This is a genomic window from Actinoplanes sp. NPDC048791 (genome assembly GCF_040650095.1).
GTDB lineage: Bacteria > Actinomycetota > Actinomycetes > Mycobacteriales > Micromonosporaceae > Actinoplanes.
The window spans coordinates 1-17929 of sequence record NZ_JBEZGQ010000005.1 but is presented as its reverse complement, the minus strand read 5'-3'; the positions used below and the strand labels follow the sequence as shown (position 1 = coordinate 17929).

Annotated in this window: 21 protein-coding genes and 1 pseudogene; 10 read left to right on the top strand and 12 right to left on the bottom strand. The window is 71.7% G+C overall.

Annotated elements, in window-relative coordinates:
• Positions 1 to 86: 86 nt before the first annotated feature.
• Positions 87 to 893: an SDR family NAD(P)-dependent oxidoreductase gene (locus AB0C29_RS01325; RefSeq protein ID WP_360813804.1), complete on the bottom strand. Its 807-nt coding sequence runs from the start codon at positions 891 to 893 to the stop codon at positions 87 to 89.
• Positions 894 to 955: 62 nt separating this feature from the next.
• Between AB0C29_RS01325 and AB0C29_RS01320 the strand changes: the two genes are divergently transcribed.
• On the top strand, positions 956 to 1753 hold the full coding sequence (locus tag AB0C29_RS01320; RefSeq protein WP_360813802.1) for a helix-turn-helix transcriptional regulator: 798 nt from the start codon (positions 956 to 958) through the stop codon (positions 1751 to 1753).
• Here AB0C29_RS01320 and AB0C29_RS01315 read toward each other — a convergent pair.
• The 4 genes from AB0C29_RS01315 to AB0C29_RS01300 form a co-directional block, all read right to left on the bottom strand.
• Positions 1737 to 3185, bottom strand: a complete 1449-nt coding sequence (locus AB0C29_RS01315) for a protein kinase domain-containing protein (RefSeq protein WP_360813800.1) — start codon at positions 3183 to 3185, stop codon at positions 1737 to 1739. The genes AB0C29_RS01320 and AB0C29_RS01315 overlap by 17 nt on opposite strands.
• A gap of 163 nt (positions 3186 to 3348) precedes the next feature.
• Complete coding sequence (locus AB0C29_RS01310) at positions 3349 to 3717, bottom strand: nuclear transport factor 2 family protein (protein ID WP_360813798.1); 369 nt, start codon at positions 3715 to 3717, stop codon at positions 3349 to 3351.
• A gap of 61 nt (positions 3718 to 3778) precedes the next feature.
• Entirely contained in the window at positions 3779 to 4945 is a 1167-nt protein-coding gene (locus AB0C29_RS01305; RefSeq protein ID WP_360813796.1) for a serine hydrolase domain-containing protein, read from the bottom strand.
• Positions 4946 to 4978: 33 nt separating this feature from the next.
• On the bottom strand, positions 4979 to 5974 hold the full coding sequence (locus AB0C29_RS01300; RefSeq protein ID WP_360813794.1) for a zinc-binding alcohol dehydrogenase family protein: 996 nt from the start codon (positions 5972 to 5974) through the stop codon (positions 4979 to 4981).
• Positions 5975 to 6048: 74 nt separating this feature from the next.
• On the opposite strand from AB0C29_RS01300, the gene AB0C29_RS01295 reads away from it, so the two are divergent.
• Together AB0C29_RS01295 and AB0C29_RS01290 are read left to right on the top strand one after the other, a co-directional pair.
• Complete coding sequence (locus AB0C29_RS01295; RefSeq protein ID WP_360813792.1) at positions 6049 to 6435, top strand: helix-turn-helix domain-containing protein; 387 nt, start codon at positions 6049 to 6051, stop codon at positions 6433 to 6435.
• Entirely contained in the window at positions 6432 to 6899 is a 468-nt protein-coding gene (locus tag AB0C29_RS01290; RefSeq protein ID WP_360813790.1) for a hypothetical protein, read from the top strand. Before AB0C29_RS01295 ends, AB0C29_RS01290 begins: the two co-directional genes overlap by 4 nt.
• 10 nt (positions 6900 to 6909) lie before the next feature.
• Here the strand turns inward: AB0C29_RS01290 and AB0C29_RS01285 are convergent, their stop codons facing one another.
• Positions 6910 to 7857 carry a helix-turn-helix domain-containing protein gene (locus AB0C29_RS01285; protein WP_360813788.1) on the bottom strand — a complete coding sequence of 316 codons (948 nt, stop codon included), beginning with the start codon at positions 7855 to 7857 and terminating at the stop codon, positions 6910 to 6912.
• A 95-nt stretch (positions 7858 to 7952) separates the two neighbouring features.
• Between AB0C29_RS01285 and AB0C29_RS01280 the strand changes: the two are divergent.
• From AB0C29_RS01280 to AB0C29_RS01265, 4 genes and pseudogenes are all read left to right on the top strand, one after another.
• Positions 7953 to 8267: pseudogene (locus AB0C29_RS01280) on the top strand (hypothetical protein); the annotation flags it as partial.
• Positions 8268 to 8818: 551 nt separating this feature from the next.
• Positions 8819 to 9097, top strand: coding sequence for a DUF3817 domain-containing protein (locus AB0C29_RS01275; protein WP_360813786.1), 279 nt, complete (start codon positions 8819 to 8821; stop codon positions 9095 to 9097).
• A 911-nt stretch (positions 9098 to 10008) separates the two neighbouring features.
• Complete coding sequence (locus tag AB0C29_RS01270) at positions 10009 to 10353, top strand: VOC family protein (RefSeq protein WP_360813784.1); 345 nt, start codon at positions 10009 to 10011, stop codon at positions 10351 to 10353.
• Between the two features lie 84 nt (positions 10354 to 10437).
• Complete coding sequence (locus AB0C29_RS01265) at positions 10438 to 11064, top strand: NAD(P)-binding domain-containing protein (RefSeq protein ID WP_360813782.1); 627 nt, start codon at positions 10438 to 10440, stop codon at positions 11062 to 11064.
• Here the strand turns inward: AB0C29_RS01265 and AB0C29_RS01260 are convergent.
• The gene (locus AB0C29_RS01260) at positions 11010 to 11381 is read right to left on the bottom strand and encodes a helix-turn-helix domain-containing protein (protein WP_360813780.1); all 372 of its coding nucleotides are present in this window, start codon (positions 11379 to 11381) and stop codon (positions 11010 to 11012) included. The two genes, AB0C29_RS01265 and AB0C29_RS01260, sit on opposite strands and share 55 nt — an antisense overlap.
• A 77-nt stretch (positions 11382 to 11458) precedes the next feature.
• Between AB0C29_RS01260 and AB0C29_RS01255 the strand changes: the two genes are divergently transcribed.
• Positions 11459 to 12361, top strand: coding sequence for an alpha/beta hydrolase (locus tag AB0C29_RS01255; RefSeq protein WP_360813778.1), 903 nt, complete (start codon positions 11459 to 11461; stop codon positions 12359 to 12361).
• Here the strand turns inward: AB0C29_RS01255 and AB0C29_RS01250 are convergent.
• Complete coding sequence (locus AB0C29_RS01250) at positions 12276 to 12737, bottom strand: VanZ family protein (protein ID WP_360813776.1); 462 nt, start codon at positions 12735 to 12737, stop codon at positions 12276 to 12278. The two genes, AB0C29_RS01255 and AB0C29_RS01250, sit on opposite strands and share 86 nt — an antisense overlap.
• A gap of 6 nt (positions 12738 to 12743) precedes the next feature.
• Complete coding sequence (locus AB0C29_RS01245) at positions 12744 to 13595, bottom strand: oxidoreductase (protein ID WP_360813774.1); 852 nt, start codon at positions 13593 to 13595, stop codon at positions 12744 to 12746.
• 72 nt (positions 13596 to 13667) lie between these two features.
• On the opposite strand from AB0C29_RS01245, the gene AB0C29_RS01240 reads away from it, so the two are divergent.
• On the top strand, positions 13668 to 14573 hold the full coding sequence (locus AB0C29_RS01240; protein WP_360813772.1) for a LysR family transcriptional regulator: 906 nt from the start codon (positions 13668 to 13670) through the stop codon (positions 14571 to 14573).
• A gap of 115 nt (positions 14574 to 14688) precedes the next feature.
• Here the strand turns inward: AB0C29_RS01240 and AB0C29_RS01235 are convergent, their stop codons facing one another.
• Together AB0C29_RS01235 and AB0C29_RS01230 are read right to left on the bottom strand one after the other, a co-directional pair.
• Positions 14689 to 15045 (bottom strand): STAS domain-containing protein, encoded by a 357-nt coding sequence (locus AB0C29_RS01235; protein ID WP_360813770.1) that lies wholly within the window; start codon positions 15043 to 15045, stop codon positions 14689 to 14691.
• A gap of 373 nt (positions 15046 to 15418) precedes the next feature.
• Positions 15419 to 15757, bottom strand: coding sequence for a hypothetical protein (locus tag AB0C29_RS01230; RefSeq protein WP_360813768.1), 339 nt, complete (start codon positions 15755 to 15757; stop codon positions 15419 to 15421).
• Between the two features lie 308 nt (positions 15758 to 16065).
• Between AB0C29_RS01230 and AB0C29_RS01225 the strand changes: the two genes are divergently transcribed.
• Positions 16066 to 16356, top strand: coding sequence for a hypothetical protein (locus AB0C29_RS01225; protein WP_360550374.1), 291 nt, complete (start codon positions 16066 to 16068; stop codon positions 16354 to 16356).
• 3 nt (positions 16357 to 16359) lie between these two features.
• Here the strand turns inward: AB0C29_RS01225 and AB0C29_RS01220 are convergent, their stop codons facing one another.
• The gene (locus AB0C29_RS01220; RefSeq protein WP_360813766.1) at positions 16360 to 17868 is read right to left on the bottom strand and encodes a molybdopterin-dependent oxidoreductase; all 1509 of its coding nucleotides are present in this window, start codon (positions 17866 to 17868) and stop codon (positions 16360 to 16362) included.
• Positions 17869 to 17929 lie beyond the last annotated feature (61 nt).

Below are 17929 nucleotides of genomic sequence, written 5' to 3'. Positions count from 1 at the left end.
GCTTCACTGGTTCGTCAACGCCCGGAAACACATACGACATCGGCCCGCCCGGCAGAGCCGGACGGGCCGATCGGCACAGCGCGGGATCAGGCGGTCTCCGCCACGGCCCGCCAGGCTTCCCAGGTGGCGAGCCGATCGCGGTACGCACGCTCGGCCACCGCGTACGGGAACGAGCCCAGGAACAGGCGCAACGGCGGCTCCGGCGCGTCAACCAGGGTCAGGATCGCCGCGGCGGTGGAGGCGGGATCGTTCGGCGCCCGGTTGGCCGCCCCGGCCCGCCGTGCCTCCCGGATCGGCTCGTACGCGGCGATCGGCTCGGTGTGCACGGCCGACGCACCGGACCAGTCGGTGCCGTACGGGCCCGGCTCGACGATCGTGACCTTGACGCCCAGCGGTGCGACCTCCTGGGCCAGCGACTCGCTCAGTCCCTCCAGCGCCCACTTCGACGCGTGGTAGAGGCCCAGCGTCGGGAACGCCGCGACGCCGCCGATGCTCGACACCTGCAGGATGTGACCGGCCGCCTGGGCGCGCATGATCGGCAACACTGCCTGGGTCACCCACAGCGCCCCGAACAGGTTGGTCTCCAGCTGCGCGCGGGCCTGCTCCTCGGTGGTCTCCTCGACCATGCCGAACAGTCCGTAGCCGGCGTTGTTGACCGCGATGTCGAGGCGACCGAAGTGCCGGGCCGCCTGCTCGACCGCCGCGAACGCCGCTGGGCGGTCGGTGACGTCGAGGGCGAGCGGGAGGACGCTGTCGCCGTACGCGTCGATCAGGGGTTTGAGATCTTGGGGGTGCCGGGCCGTGGCGGCGACGCGGTCGCCGCGGCTGAGAGCCGCGGCCGCCCAGACGTTGCCGAGGCCGCGGGCCGCACCGGTGATGAACCATGTCTTCATGCCTCCACGCTCGCTCCGGCGGGTGGCGGTAGCCAGTACCGCCGCAGGGCTACCCTGCAGCGATGGTGGACGGCAACCCGCTCGGGGAGTTCCTGAAGGCGCGCCGGGCGCTGCTGCTGCCCCAGGACGTCGGGCTCATCCCGTACGGCCGCAGACGCGTCGCCGGGCTGCGGCGCGACGAGCTCGCGCGGCTCGCCGGAGTGAGCACCCACTACCTGATGCGGCTCGAACAGGGCCGCGACCGGCACCCGTCGCCGCAGGTCCTGGACGCGCTGGCCCGGGCCCTGCGGCTGGACGCGGACACGACTGCTCATCTGCATGCGCTGGCGCAGCCGCCCGTCCGTGCGGAGCGGCGTCCACTTGATCCCGCGGTGCAGCGGTTGCTCGACGACTGGGCCGGCACCCCGGCATATGTCCGCGGTCCACGCCTGGACGTGCTGGCCGGTAATCGGCTGGCTGCGGCGCTGTCGCCGATGTACTCGGCGGGGCGCAACCTCGCCCGGGACATGTTCCTGGAGCCGAGTGTGCGCAAGCTTTTCCCGGAGTGGGAGGTCATCGCGGCGCAGACTGTTGCGGCGTTGCGGGCCGGCGCTGAGCCTGGCGATCCGGAACTGGTGGCGCTGGTTGCGGAGCTGGATCGGGATGCTGATTTCCGGCGGTGGTGGGCGCGGCACGACGTGCGGCCGGCGCGGAACGAGACCAAGCATTTCCACCATCCGGTGGTCGGCCCGCTCACCTTGCGGCGGCAGGCTCTGGTGGTGGCCGGCGCCGAAGACCAGGTGATCATCGCCTACCAGGCCGAGCCGGGCAGTCTGTCGGCGGCGGCCCTCGCCCGGCTGGTGCCTACAACGGCAGGCTGACGACGGTGGGTGTGCCCGCCACGCAGGTCACAGTCATGCGGATCCGGCTCTTGCCGTCGCGGAAGACGACAACCGCCGTGAGAGCCGGCCCTTCGTTGACCCGCTGCACCTCGTAGGGATCCGCCGGCGTCCAGGAGGTCAGCTCCGCCCGGCCCCGGGAGTCACAACGCGCCTCGATCGTCCCGCCGCGGGACTCGAACGTGCGGACATTCGTGATCGGCTGCGCCGTGGTCGGTTCGGGCGCCGGAGTCGACGACGTCACGGGCGCGGACGGCTCGCCGGTCTCAGCGGGCGGCACGACGACGGCAGCCGACGCCGTCACGGACGGGGTGGGGCGGGGCTGGCCGCCGGGCGTTGCCACCGTTCCCGGCCGGGGCACGGTCGTACCGGGTCCGCCGGGGGCAGCGCCGCTGCCGAACCGGCCGGAGACCGACGGCAGCGGGGACGCCGCAATCTCGGCGTCCCCCTCGGCTCCACCGGGCAGGACCAGCCACAACAGGCCTGCCACCACCGCGGCTGCGGCGACACCGCCGAGGATCAGCCGCTTGTGGGGCCGCCCGACGACCGGCGTTTCGGGAGCAGATGAAGGAGGCGGCGAAGGCGATGGCAGCGGCGTCAGGAGAGCGGCCCGGTCCAGGATCGTGGCCACCTGCGCCGCGCTCGGCCGTTGCGCCGGTTCCTTACGCAGGCACTGGTTGACCAGCTCGGTGACCTGCGGCGGAACCGTCGGCAGCGGCGGCAGTGGCGTCGGCTCGACGTAGACGTGCGCGGTCAGCATCTGCGTCGTGCTCTCGACGGTCCACGGCGACTCGCCGGCCAACAACCTGTACATGAGCACGCCCAGGGCGTACACGTCCGAGGCGGGCTCCACCGGGCCGCCGGTCAGCCGTTCCGGCGCCAGGTAGGCGGGTGTGCCGAACACCTCGTCGTCCGGATCCGCCGGTCCGGCCGCTGCGGCCAGGCCGAAGTCGACGACCTTGGCGCCCTCCTCGGTCACCATGACGTTGCCCGGCTTGATGTCGCGGTGCACCAGACCGTCAGCGTGGGCCGCGGCGAGCGCCGCCGCCACCTGGCCGCAGATCCGGAAGATCTGCCCGGGCGGGATCGGCCCGGCCTTCATCCGCTGGTGCAGCGTGCTGCCGTGGATCAGCTCCATGACCACGTACGGGACGGGCACGTCCTGTTCGTCGCACTCGCCGAAGTCGTACACCTGGGCGATGTTGGGGTGCGACAACGTGGCGGCGGCCCGGGCCTCGTCGCGGATCCGCGCCCGTAGCTGCGGGTTCCCGGCGTACCGGCCGGCGAGCACCTTGACCGCCACCGAGCGGCCGAGCACCTCGTCGCGGCCACGCCAGACGACCGCCATGCCGCCCCGGCCGAGCTCGTGCAGCAGCGTGTAGCGGCCACCGAGAATCTTCTGCTGCACCTCCACCCGAGGCAGTCTGCCTGCAATGACGCGGATACGCACCGTACGGCGCCGGTGAAGGCGGCTCACCTTCACCCGGGACGGCGACCAGAGCACTCAAATCGGAAAGTGAGCGGCTCATCACGGGGAGATCTTGCAGATAAGGAGAAAATCCCCCGCCGGTTGAGCGTCACTCCGCCGGCGGGTGCTTCATCCACCACTCGGTGAACTGCCGGGCCTGACCTTGATTGTCCAGCCGCAGCACCCACATGTTGCTGTAGGTCCGGGCCGGCTCCCGGTAGACTGTGGTGGCCTCGATGATCGCCAGGTCCTCGGTGACGATGAGCGGGTGCCACTCGAAGGTGGTGGTGCCGGGCTCGTCGCGGGCTTGCAGCCACTGCGTCACGATCTCGTCGCGGCCGAGCCAGGGCTTCGCGTACGGCTCCGTGAAATACGCCGCGTCGTCGGCGAACAGCCCACCGATGTCCCCGGGATCGTTGGACTCCCAGGCCCGCCGGTAGTTACGCACCCAGGCAGTGACCGCGTCGAGGCTGGTCATCGTCTCCCCTTCCGTGGGAACACCGCAGGTCAGCCTACCGAGCCTGGCCGGCCGGTGGCGCTCACGAATATGCCGCCTGCCGGAACTCGTCGAGGGCGCCGCTCCACAGGAAGTCACTGACCTGGGTCATCGCGATGGCGGTCAGGTCCTCGTGCGGGTCGTTGAACCAGGTCGTGCCGTAGCCACCGGACCAGCCGTACTGCCCCGGGCTGGTGGCCGGCGCCTGCGGCGTAACGATCACGGCCATGCCGAGGCCCCAGCCGCTGCCGGACAGGAGCATGCCGCCGGTGGCGATCTGCTCCGGCGTCAACCTGTTGGTGGTCATGAGCTCGACGGACTGCTCGGACAGCAGCCGGGTGCCGCCGTGCACGCCGCGGTGCCGCAGCATGCGGGCGAACGAGAGGAACTCGTCCACCGTGGACACCAGACCGCCGGACCCGGACGGGAAGACCGGCGGGCTGCTCCACAGCTCGGGTGGGCTGGTCAGCTGCTCGGTGAGCTTGTCGGTCGCGGGATCGGTCAGGTAGTGGGCCGGGAGCTCGGCAGCCCGCTCGGCCGGCAGCCAGTAGCCGGTCCCGGTCATGCCCAGCGGCTCGAACAGGCGCTCGCGCAGCAGGTCACCGAGCGGCTGCCGGGCGGCCCGGGCGAGCAGCACACCGAGGATGAGGGTGCCGACGTTGTATTGCCAGCGTTCGCCAGGCTGATACATCAGGGGGAGCGTGGCGAAGCGCCGGATCCACTCGTCGGGGTCGTGCGGCGTCCGCGGAGTCGGTGGGCCGAGCTCGAGCTCCAGCTCGGCCGCGGCCCGGACGATCGGGAACGGCGGGTCGAAGGTGGGCTCGATGAGGGTGCCGAAGCCGTTGCGGAAGGACAGCAGGTCCTCCACCGTGACCGGGCGGTGCGCCGGGACGGTCTCCTCCAGCGGGCCGTCGATCCGGGCCAGCACCCGCTGGCCGGCCAGCTCGGGCAGCAGCTTGTGGATCGGCTCCTCGAGGTCGATGACGTCGTCCTCCACCAGGATCATCGTGGCCGCGGCGAGCACCGGCTTGGTCATCGAGGCGATCCGGAACACGGTGTCGCGGCGCATCGGCACGCCACCGTCGAACGCCGTCGAGCCGATCGTCTCGACCCGGACGTCGTCGCCGCGCGCGACGAGCGTGACGATCCCGGGGAACTCGCCACGCTCGACGCGTGCCGTCATCGCCTGCCGCATCTTCGAGGTCTGCATGACGACCACCCTGCCATCCGGCACCGACAAAAATCAGAACCCGGCGAGGACCGTCTTGCCGATCGCGGAGCCGCGTTCCACGATCCCGTGGGCCCGTCGCAGGTGCTCGGCGGTGATGCCGTCGATCCGCTCGGTCAGGGTGGTGTGCAGCACACCCTTGTCGACCAGCTCGGCGGCCTGCCGGAGGATGTCGTGCTGCGCGGTGCTCTCCGGGTCGAACAGGGCCCGGGTGAACATCAGCTCCCAGTGCCAGGCGATGCTCTTCGACTTCAGCGGCCGCAGATCCAGCCCGGCCGGCTCGTCGATGGCCACCACCGCGCCGTACGGCCGCACGATCTCGGCGAACGTGTCGATCATGCCCTTGGAGTGCGGGGAGAAGGCGTAGTCGACACCGTCGGGCAGGGCGGCCGCGAGGTCGTCGTGGTGGTTGACCACCCGGTGGGCGCCGCGGTCGAGGACGTACTGCTGCGACTCCGGGCGCGACGCCGTACCGATGACCTCCAGGTTGGTCAGCCGGCGGGCGAGCTGGACCAGGATCGAGCCGACGCCGCCGGCCGCGCCCAGGACCAGCAGGGTGCCGGTGCTGCCGGCGGTGAGGCGGAGCCGGTCGAAGAGGGCCTCCCAGGCGGTCAGGGTGGTCAGTGGCAGGGCGGCGGCCTCGGCGAAGTCCAGCGACGCGGGCTTGGGGCCGGTGATCCGCTCGTCGACCAGGTGGAACTGCGCGTCCGTGCCGGGGCGGGCGATCGAACCGGCGTACCAGACCTCATCGCCCGGGCGGAAGAGGGTGACCGCGCTGCCCACCGCGACCACGACGCCGCTCGCGTCGTACCCCAGGATCTTGGGCTCTCCGCTCGGGTCGCTGCTCGCCCGGACCTTGACGTCGACGGGGTTGACCGAGACAGCCTCGACCCGGACCAGCAGGTCGTGCTCGCCGGGGACCGGCACCGGCAGCTCCAGGTCGAGCAGGCTCGCCGGGTCGGAGATCGGGAGATTTTTGCGGTAGCCCACCGCGCGCATGAGTTCAGCCATGCCCGCGAAGCTATGCCGGTGGTCCTGGTTACCGTCAACGGTTACTGGTATCCAAAGGGAACTACGATGGCCCGATGGCGACCACCTCCTGCGGCCAGCCGCACGACGTCTACGCGGCGGCGTGCCCGTGCCGGGACATGCTGGATCTGCTGGCCAACAAGTGGAGTGCCCTGGCCCTGGGCGCCCTGGAGGACGGTCCGCGCCGCTTCGGCGCCATCCGCGCGAAGCTGGAAGGCGTGAGCCCGAAAGTGCTCACCGCCACACTGCGCCGGCTCGAGGAGCACGGCCTGGTCGACCGTACGGTGTATCCCGCGGTTCCGCTGCACGTCGAATACTCGCTGACCCCGCTGGGCCAGGACGCCTGCGAGCCGCTGGCGCTGCTGCGCCGCTGGGTGGTCGACAACATCGACCGCTTCCCCGGCCCGGTTCTGTCGGACCCGACCGCTAGCGTCGGAGTGTGACCAACCAGTGGCGGCACCTGCCCGCACCCGCACGGCCGATCGCCGCGGCCACCGACGCCGCCGTCGTGGCCGCCCGAGATCACGACACCGAGGCGCTGACCTCGGCAGTCAATGAGCTGGCTGCGCTCGATCAAGCCCAGACGGGCCTGATCCTGGGCACGACTGTGCGCCTGCTGCTGGAGCTGACCCACCCGGACGGCCTGGACGGCGACGACATCCGCGCCGTCCTGGAGCAGAGCGTCCGGGCGGCGGCGATCTGGCAGCCGGAGGTGGACCCGCACGTGATGCTGGTCCTGCTGGCGGGCGCGCTGGGCGTGCACGACGACGAGGATCCCGCGCCGAAGGCCGACGCACTGGCCCGGCATTCCGCGCTGCTGATCGCCCACCTGCTGGGGCCGCGACCGCTGGCGGAGGTGATCACGCTGGCGCTCGGCGAGATCGAAAGAGCCCAGCTCAACGACTAGGAGAGAGCTTTCAGGCGGCCGAACGGAAGGCGTGGCGGTAGGCGTGCGGGCTGGTGCCGACGATGCGCTTGAAGCGTTCCCGGAAGGCGGTGGGTGAGCCGAAACCGACCCGCGCGCCGATCCGGTCCACGCCCTCGGCAGTGGTCTCCAGCAGGTGCTGCGCCTGACGCACCCGGGCCCGGTGCAGCCACTGCAACGGCGTCGTCCCGGTCTGTTCGCGGAACCGGCGATTGAGGGTGCGCGTGCTCATGCCGGCATGCGCGGCGATCTCGGCCATGGTCAGCTCCCGGCCGGCGTTCTCGTCGAGCCAGCGCAGCAGCGGTTCCATGGTGGAGCCCCGCGGCGCCGGCGGCCGCTCCGGCACGATGAACTGCGCCTGGCCACCGTCACGTTCCAGCGGCATGACGGAGAGCCGGGCCGCGTCGGCAGCCACCGCGGAGCCGTGGTCCCGCCGGATCAGGTGCAGGCAGAGGTCGAGCCCGGCGGCTGCTCCGGCCGAGGTCAGGAGCTGCCCCTCGTCGACGTAGAGCACGTCCGGATCGACATCATCCGCCGGAATGCGTTCGGCGAGCTGCGCGGCGGCCAGCCAGTGGGTGGTCGCGCGCCGCCCGTCGAGCAGCCCGGTCGCGGCAAGGACAAAAGCGCCGGCACAGATGGACGCGAGCCGGGCGCCGCGCGCTGCGGCCGCACGCAGCCGCGCCAGAACCTCTTCCGGTACGGCGGCAGCCAGCTCAACGAGCCCCGGCAGGATGATCGTGTCAGCCGTGTCCAGCGCCTCCAGCCCCCACTGTGCCCGCAACACGAAGGCGCCGGCGTCGACCTCGGGCTTGGGGGCACAGACCCGTACGTCGTAGGCGGGCTCTCCCCCGGCAAGGCGGGTGCGGGCGAAAACCTCCAGGGGCGTGGACAGGTCAAAAGCGACGACGCCGTCGAGCGCGAGCACGGCCACGATGTGCATGGCGGGGAGCCTAACCCAGCCGTGGCGAGAATCCGTTGGCATGTGGCGTTCCAGCCACTGTCGGCCGTACGGTGGCCTGCATAGCGTGATCGACCGTGACAAAACTGCTTCTCTCGATCCACGTCCTGGTCGCGATCATCGCCATCGGGCCGGTGACCGTGGCGGCCAGCATGTTCCCGGCGGCGACCCGGCGCGCTTCCGCGGAGCCGACGGATCCGCGCGGGGTGGCGGTCCTGCACAACCTGCACCGGATCTGCCGGGTGTACGCGACGTTGGGCGTGCTGGTTCCGGTGTTCGGACTGGCTACGGCGAGCAGCTTGGGAGTGCTGGGTGACGCCTGGCTGATCATCTCGATCATCCTGACCGCGGCGGCGGCAGCGATGTTGATCTTCTTTGTCCTGCCTGGTCAGGCTGCCGTGCTGCGGTCGCTGCCGATCGCCGCAGCTGCTTTCCCGCCAGGGTCAGCACCGGCCTCGCCGGTCACCGCGCCGGCCTCGGCACGTGATTTCTCATCGGCATCCGCGCCGCTTCCCCCGCCGGCATCCGCGCCGCTCCCCCCATCGGCATCCGCGCCGCTTCCTCTATCGGCTTCCGCGCCGCTTCCCCCGCCGGCATCCGCGCTGCTTCCCTCGTCGGCATCGGCGCCGCTTTCGCCGCTGGCCTCTGCGGGTGTCCCTTCGCCGGCGTCCGCGCCGGGCTCCTCGCAAGCTTTCACGCCTGCTCCCGCGCCGGCCGACGCGCCGGCCTCTCCGGCGGCCGTCGCGCCGATATCCCCAATTGGTTCAGCCTTGGCCTCGCCGCCGGGCGACACGGTGGGGGCGGCCCCGCAATCGGCCGGCGAAACGGCCGGCCTGCGCCTCGCCGCCCGGCTCGGCATGGTCACCGGCATCTTCAACCTGCTGTGGGCGGTGGTCGTCGTGCTGATGATCGTCCGGCCCGGCTCCACGACGGGGGTCTGACCATGGCAAACCGACTGTTGCGGATCGCGGCCCTGGTGGAGCTGGCCAGCCTGGTCCTGCTGCTGACCAACCTCGCGACCGTGCACTGGGCGCCCGTGGCGTCGCTGCTCGGGCCGGTGCACGGCTGCGCCTATCTGTTCGTGATCGGGGCGACCATTCAGGTGACCGGGGACCTGCGTACCCGTCTCCTGGCAGCCGTGCCGGGCATCGGCGGCCTGCTCGTGATCCGCCGGCTGCGGCACGGTCCGGCGCCGGCCGCGGGGGTGGAGATGTATCGATGAGCGCGACGGGTCGTTGAACCTTTCGGCGGCCGGTACCTCGCCGGTGCCGAGAGCCCGCGCGACAGGAGCCCGCCATGGCCAAGCAACGACCGGTTCCGCCCGGCGGCAGGAAGCCGGCGAATCCCCGGGACCACCAGGCCACCCCGGCCCGCCCACCGACCGTCCCCACGCCACCCGCCCCCCGGCGGCCACCCGCGGGCGACCCGTCCGACCCGCGGCCGATCGCTGCGCCCTTCATGCAGCACCCGGCACCTGACGCCCCGGCTGATCACCCGGATCCTTCTCCCGCGGCCGGCTACCCGGCGCTCGGCCAGCCGTCTGCCGAGACCGGGCACCCGGACGCCGACCAGCGCGGAAGCGCGCTCGAACAACCGGCGCCTGGAGCCGTCGGCACGGCCGGAACCGTCCGCACGGCCGGAACCGTCGGCACGGCCGGAACCGTCGGCGCGGCCGGAGCCGTCAATCCGAACAGCGCGCTGAGGCCGGCCGGAACGGACCCCACAGCCGCGACCGCCGAGGGTGACTCGTCCGCAAACAGCGGCACCCGATTCGTCCGGACGTCCGGTCGCCCGATGCCAAGCCCCAGGCGCACCCCGCCGACGGAGAATTCCGCCGTATCCGCAGCGCATCCCTACCCCCGAGCCGCCCGGCAGGACGCACCCGCCGATCCACAACGCTCAGAAATCAGCGGCACGCCCGCCCACCCGCACGAGCCCGAAAGGGGCGAAACCCCACCCGGGCCTGATCCGCGCCGGTCGGAGCCGCAGAACTCGTCGCCCTCAGCCGCCCGGCCCAACCCGCTTCCCGCCGCCGCCAACCAGCGGTCCTTCGACCCGCCCACCGGCCGCCGGCCCGACACCGTAGGCGTCGCGAAGGTCCGGCCCCTGCTCCCCGGACTTCAACTCCAGCCGATGGTCCACGTCGACGACATGCCCGCGGCAGTCGCCTTCTACGAGAAGCTCGGCGGCGAGATCAACCACGGCGACCGGGACGGCGAGTGGGTTCTCATGCAGGTCGGCACCTCCCAGATCGGCCTGGTCACCCGCCCGCCCGATGCCTCGCGTGGCGAGTCCACCGTTGAGCTCAACTTCACCGCCACGATGCCGCTCGACCGGCTTGAGCAGTTGCTTCGGGCGCAGGGGGTCACCGTTGTCGAGGTTGCCGTCGATCGGGATCTCGGGGTGCGGCTGCATGTCGAGACGCCCGACGGGATGCCGATCAAGATTCATCAGGTGGAGCCGGAGCTCATGGTCTGACGGTGCCTGGCATGGCGTGCGACACGTCCGGGATGACGGGGGCGTCGTCGGGCATTGTCATGCTTGGAGAGACGGAGGATCGGTATGAAGATCGGAATCATCGGCGCCGGGCACATCGGTGGGAATCTGGCGCAGCTTCTCGTCCGGCACGGCCATCAGGTTGTCATCGCCAATTCGCGGGGGCCGCAGACCCTCGATGAAGTTGCCGCCCGGACCGGCGCCACGCCGGTCGACGTTCTCGACGCCCCGCGGGACGCCGAGGTCGTGATCGTCGCGGTGCCGCTCAAGGCCGTCGCCGACCTGCCCAAGGGGCTGCTCGACAGCGCCGCGCCGGGTGTCGTCGTGATCGACACGAACAACTACTACCCGCAGCGGGACGGGCAGATCCGTCCCATCGACGACGGGATGGTCTCCTCGCGGTGGGTCAGTGAGCAGCTCGGTCATCCGGTCGTGAAGGTCTTCAACAACATCGTCGCCCAGCAGTTGCTGGACCGGCCCACCCCGCCGGGCACCGAGGGCCGGCGGGCGCTGCCGGTGGCCGGCGACGACCAGCGGGCCAAGACTGTCGTGCTCAACCTGGTCGACGAGCTCGGCTTCGACGCCGTCGACATCGGCGGGCTCGACGAGTCGTGGCGGCACCAGCCGGGCACCCCGGCCTACGGTCCCGACGTGGACGCCGCCAAGCTGGTGGAACTGCTCAACGAGGCCTGAGACGCGGCCCAGCCGCAGATCGCGGCCAGCGGCTCCTCCAGCGTGCGGCCCAGCGGCGTGAGGGCGTACTCGACGTGCTGCGGCGGTTCCTCCTTCAGGACCCGCCGCTCCACCAGGCCGTCCGCGGCCATCGCCCGCAGCGTCTCGGTGAGCACCTTCTGGGTGATCCCCGGCAGCCGGCGGCGCAGTGCGGCCGGGCGTTGCGGGCCGGCCAGCAGCGCGTAGATCAGCAGCACCCGCCATTTCGCCGCGAGGCGTTCGAGTGCCTGCCGCGTCGCGCAGCTCTCCTCGAGCACGTCCGGGATCACCAGCGTCATCGTCCGTACCCCCGAGCCGGATGGGCACTGTGAAGTGCCTTCTGGGCAGCCGCCTGCGCTGAGCCTAGCGTCGGGACGTGGACGATATCCGTACCGAAGAAGTCACTTTTGCCAGCGACGGCCTCGCCCTGCGCGGCACTCTGCGCGTGCCCGCCGGCGCCGACGGCGGCGCGGTCGCGCTGACCGGGCCGTTCACCGGCGTGCGTGAGCAGGTCACCGGCCTCTACGCCGAGCGGCTGGCGCGAGCCGGCCTGGTCACGCTGGCTTTCGACCACCGCGGTTTCGGGGCCAGCGAAGGGCGTCGCGGCCACGAGGACACCCAGGGCAAGCTCGCCGACCTGCGGTCGGCGGTGAGCTTGCTGCAGGCGCGCTCCGAGGTGGACCCGGAACGGATCGGCCTGGTCGGCATCTGTCTGGGCGGCGGGTACGCGGTCAGCGCCGCCGCCACCGACCCCCGGGTACGCGCCGTGGCCGGGATCGCCGGCGCCTACAACAGCCCGGCGTGGTTCGCCCGTGACCCGGTCGCCTACCGCGCCGGCCTGCGGAGCTTCATCGACTCCTACGACGACCACCTGCCGGCCGTGGCACCGGGCGACGGCGAGGCCGCGATGGCCGGCGCCGAACCGTGGTCGTACTACGGCACTGCCCGTTCCGCGGCCACCACCTGGGAGAACAGGGTGACGCGCGGGTCCTTGCACGCGTTGCTGACCTTCGACGCGCTGGGCCGGGCGGCGCTGCTGGCCGAGACGCCCCTGCTGATCGTGCACGGCCGCAAGGACGACTACTGCAGCCCGGAACTGGCCGCCCGGATGTACGAGGAGACGCCCGGCGACAAGGAGATCGTCTGGCTGGACGCCGGGCAGCACGTCGACCTCTACGACCGGGAGCCGCACGTCAGCCGGGCGGTGACGGCGACGGCGGACTTCCTGCGCCGAACGCTGCGCGGTGCCGCCGCGACGGCACGGCCAGCCGCAGGATGAGCAGGCCGAGCAGCGCGCCGGCGGTGTTGGCGATCAGGTCGTTGACATCTACCGTACGGCGGCTGCCCAGCGTCATCCCGAGCACGAACTGGATCAGCTCGATGGCCGAGCTGGCCGCGGCCGCGCACCCGGCGAGCCGGCGTACGGCATCCAGCGACGGCCGGAGCAGCGGCAGCAGCACACCCAGCGGGATGAACATGATGACGTTGAGCACGAAGCTGGGCGCGTCCACGTCACCGGGGATCCAGTGGAACATCGTCCACCATGGTTCGCCGGTCCAGTAGGCCGCCGACCGGACCCGGATCGGGAAGACGGTGATGGCGACGACGCCCACGGCGTACAGGAAGAAGACCGTGACTGTCAGCCGCCGCACCATGATCTGTCAACGGTAGGCGACCCCGGACAGCGCGGTCGAGCGGCTCAGCTCCGCCCACTTGTCGAGATCCGCCCGGACCGCGTCGAGGTGCGCGCCGATATGGTCGACCGCGTCGGCACCGAGGGCGAGCCGCAGCGGCGGGTCGTCGCTGCGCAGCACGGTGACGACGGCCCGGGCCGCCTTGGCCGGGTCGCCGGGCTGGGTGCCGTCCATCTGCTCGACGGCCGCGCGGGTCGGCCCGGTCGACTCCCGGTACGCGTCGATCGGGGCCGACCGATGCATCCGGGCCCCGCCGAATTCGGTACGGAAGGCCCCCGGCTCGACGATCAACGTCGTGATGCCCAGTGGGCGCACCTCGGCGGCGAGGGCCTCGGACAGTCCTTCCAGCGCGAACTTGGCCGCGCAGTACGCGCCGAAGCCCGGCATGCTGACCTGCCCGCCCATCGAGCTCATCTGCACGATCGCGCCGCTGCCCCGGGCCCGCAGGTGGGGCAGGACGGCCTTGGTCACCTCGACCGCCCCGAAGAACATGACCTCCATGAGTGCGCGCAGGTCGGCCAGCTCGAGCTCCTCGACCGCGCCCACCGAGCCGTGCCCGGCGTTGTTGACCACCACGTCGATCCGCCCGAACGTGCCCAGGGCGGTGCCGACCGCCGCCGCGACCGACGCCGGATCGGTCACGTCCAGGGCGGTGGCGGCGATCCGGCCACCCCCGGCGGCGACCAGGTCCGCGAGTTGTTCCGGGCGGCGGGCGGTCGCGAGCACCCGGTCGCCGGCCGCGTGGGCCGCCAGCACCAGTTCCCGGCCGAAGCCCGCGGAGCAGCCGGTGATCAGCCATACCTTGTCTGTCTCGACCATGGTTGCCAGCCTGCCGGGGCCGGGTCCGGCGCGGCCAACATCGACTTCCTGACGTCACTACAGTCGGAGACTGTGACCACTCCCGAGCTGCGGCAGCTGGGCTACTTCGTCGCGGTGGCCGAGCGGTTGAGCTTCACCCGCGCGGCGGCCGACCTACACATCGCCCAGCAGTCGCTGTCGGCCCAGATCACCGTGCTCGAACGCATTCTCGGGGCGCGACTGTTCGATCGGGACAGCCGCGGCACCCGGCTCACCGAGGTCGGCCGGCTGTTCCTGCCCGAGGCCTGCGCCGTGCTGGCTCGCGCGGAGGAGGCGGTGGCGACGGTCGGCCGGGCGGCCCGGGGTGAAATCGGCCGGCTGAGTGTGGCCTTCCTGTCCTCGGTGGCGAACTACATGCTGCCGCCGGTCGTACGGGCGTTCCGGGCGCAGTATCCGGACGTCGAGCTGGTCACCGCCGACACCGGTATCGCCGAGCTGGTCGCGGGCCTGCGCGACGGCCGTTTCGACGCCGCCTTCACCCGGCCACCGCTCGTGGACGACCTGGTCACCCGCACTCTGATCGTCGAGCCGGTCTGCGCCGTGCTGCCGGCCGGGCACCACCTCGCCGGCCGTGACGAGGTGGAGCTGGGCGAGCTGGCCGACGATCCGTGGGTGCTGACACCGCGCGAGTCGTGGCCGCCGTGGCACGCCAAGTACGACCGGGACTTCGCGATCGCCGGCTTCACGCCCCGGGTGGTGCAGCGGTCGGCCACCGTGGCCAGCCTGCTGGGACTGGTCGCGGCCGGCGTCGGGGTGACCCGGCTGGCCCGCTCGGCGAAGACATTGCGGGACAGCGGCGTGATCTTCGTGCCACTGGCCGGGGACCGGGCCGAGACCGTCGTGGCCTGGCATCCGCGCGCCGACCGGCCGGTGCTGACCCACCTGCTCGAGGTGGCCACCGACCTGGCGGCCTCAACAGACCTCACCCGGGCCGGATGAGCCCGAGCCGGATGCGGCCGAGCCGGATGCGGCCGAGCCGGATGCGGCCGGGTGCGATGAGACCAAAGACGCTCGGGAGACCGGGGCGCGAATTCCCTCGATCGGGTGACGCGGGTCAGCTGGGCCGCAGGCCCACCGAGGTGCGCGGGGAGGGCGGCTCGGCGCAGCCCAGCAGGCCGACCAGGCCGGAGATCCAGAGCTGGCGGTAGACCGTCGGGCTCGGGTGGCTCACCACGAGCTTGACGCCGCTGGCGGCGGCCGCGTGGAAGCAGGCCACCAGAATGCCGATGCCGATGCTGTCGATCAACATCACCCGTTGGAGGTCGAGATCGATCTTCCCGGGTGTGGAGGTGGTGAGCACGTCGTTGACCGCGTCACGCATCACGTGCGCGTTGTCGAGATCGATCTCGCCGCTCGGCGCGATCTCGACGGTGCCATCGGCCAACTGACGAGTGGTGATCGGCAGATACACAGCTGCCCTCTTCCTGGGCGTCGTGCGGACGACGCCACCTCCGCGCGGGGGTCTCTGCGCTGACCAGCTGCGCAGCTCGGCGCCTCACCCAGGCGCCGACCGGATACCGCGTCCAACAACAGTCCGCTGGTCTGCAAGTTACGCCAGGTAGGCGCGGAACGCCAGAGTAGTTCATATGGCCAGAATGTGCGGGATCGGTCAGCGGACGGCCCGCGCGTCGAGGACCGGCGGACCCGGGACGGGTCAACGCCGGAGCGCGAATCGGGCCTGCTGAGGCCGGGCAGCCGGCCGCGTACGACATGATCCGACTCGGACCCGGGACGGTCGGCCGCCCGGCTTTCCGCCTCGGAGTGACGCCGGTCGCGGGTCGCCGCTATTCGCCGGGGTCGTGGCGGCGGCGATGGCGGGGCAGCTCCTCTATCCGAGGTGCGCCGGCCTTCTCGCCGAGCAGGTTTCCCCTCGGCGGCACCCAGTCCCGCCAGGGGCCGAGCCGTGGTGGCACCGCAGCGGCCACCCCGTCACCGGAGCCCTGCAGAGCGTGGAGATATTCCAGCACGCGCCCCGCGGAGAGCCTGCCCTCCAGCGCCATGTTCAGCATCACGCGGGTGTCCTCGTCGAGCGCGCGATCCCGGCCGCGCAGCAGAGCGGCCAGCCCTGCCAGCAACTGGACGACCTCGCTCGCGTCCCGCTCCGCATCCGGCAGGCTGCTCACCTCTGAACATCCCAGCGATCGATCATCTGTCACGTTCCCCTCGCGCCACGTGCCGCGAGTCGCCGCCGGCGGCCCACGCACTGAGCGGTCCCCGCCGGAACACTCATACACGTGCCAACGCAGAAATGTATTCGGCTCACTACACACCGTCCATCCGATGCGCGCGACCGTTGTCCGAATCACGCTCGCTTGGAGGTCGAAGGGCTTGATCGTCCGATTTATGAGGCTGCGGACTGTGTGCTGGGCAAGGCGGGTAAGGCGGAGTAAGAAGAAGATCGAGGTATCGAGGCATCCACCTTGGAGGGGCCATGACCGACGAAAACCGCCCGCCGCTGGAGGAGACGCAGGAGGTCGCGGACGCCGTGGAGGACGACGTCGCCGTGAGCGCCTTCGTCACCGGTGGCGGCCCCGACTCCGACAACCCGGAGTTCCTGCAGCCCGGTGAGGAGCCGGCTGTGCGGACCGGGGCGGAGCAGGAATGGGAGCCGGTCGACCTGGCGCAGGCCGAGGGCCGGGACCCGACGCCGGAGAACATCGAACGCGCCCGCCAGGAGCTGGAGCGCGACGGTGCGGCGGCCATCGAGCGTACGGTCCCCTGACGGTCACTCCACCGTTGCGGTGACGGTGTGCCAACCGGTCGCGCCGTCCGGGAACGGTGTCGCCCGCTGCTCGGTCTGCACAGCGCCGGTGCCGTCCACGGCCCGGACGGAAAGAGTGTGCAGACCGGCGGTGGCGGGCCACTCGTAACGCCACTGGACCCAGGTGTCCGTGGACGGGACCGGCAGCAGCTCGGCCTTGGCCCACGGGCGGTCGTCGACGCGTACCTCGACCGTCTTGATGCCGCGGCCCTGCGCCCAGGCGACGCCGGCCACGGTGAGCTTGCCCGCGTTCAGCTTGGCGAACGGCGCCGGCTTGTCGATCCGCGACGCGGTCTTGACCGGGCCGCGGGCACCCCACTTCCGGCGTACCCAGTAGGCGTCGAAGTCGGCGAAGGTGGTCAGTTCGAGCTCGGTCATCCACTTGCAGGCGCCGGCGTAGCCGTACAGGCCGGGGGTCAGCATGCGGACCGGGAAGCCGTGCGCCAGAGGCAGGGGCTCGCCGTTCATCCCGACGCAGAGCATCGTGTCGCGGCCGTCGAAGACCGTCTCGACCGGCGTGCCGATGGTCATGCCCTCGACCGAGCGGGCCACCACCTGGTCGGCGCCCGGCTTGAGCCCCAGCTCCCGCAGCAGCGGGGCGAGGGGGACACCGAGCCAGCGGGCAGTGCCGATGTACGGCCCACCCACCTCGTTGGACACGCAGTTCAGGGTGACGTCCCGCTCGATCAGCGGCCGCTGCAGCAGGTCGTCGAAGGACAGCTCGACCTCCCGCTCGACCATCCCGTGGATCCGCAGGCGCCAGGTGCTGACGTCGATGGACGGCACAGTCAGGGCGGTGTCGACCCGGTAGAAGTCCGCGTTGGCGGTCACGAAGCCCGGGGCGGTGCCGGCGGGCAGCGGCTTGGCGGGGCTCGCGGCCACCGGCAGCTCGATGGCCTCGCGGGATCTGGTGACGGCTCCGCCGCGGACCCGCTTGACGACTTCGGAGGTGGCACCCGCGACGACGGCACCACCGGCGATCACCGCGGCGGTACGCAGAAACGCGCGGCGATCGAAACCGGCCGGGCCGGGATCCGCCGGATCGGTCCGGTACGAGCGGTGGAGCAGGAACAGCAGCGTGGCCCCCGCGACCGCAGCGCCCACAATGGACGGCACCACGTCGTAGGCGATAGCAGCGGGCCGTAGTGCCGCGGCGACCGCGCCGGCCAGGCCGAACAGTGCGGCGCCGGCCACGGCGACCCAGCGGCGGCGGACACTGAGCACTCCGACCAGGGCTGTGAACAGGATCAGGGCCAGGGCGATCGTGCCGAGCAGGACGGGCTTGTCGTTCGTGCCGAGCGTGCGTACCGCGAACTCCTTGAGCGGAGTCGGCGCCGCGTCGATCACCGCGCCCCCGACGGCGACCAGCGGTCCGGCCTGGGGCCGGGTCGCGGCCGCGAGCACTTCCGCGAGGGCGACCCCGAATGCGGCCGAGAGCACACCGATGACGGCGGGCCAGGCGATACGGCGCACGACGATCTCCTTCCCTGCCGGGGGGGCGGCCGGGGGGGCTCCCCACCCCGCGCGGCCACCC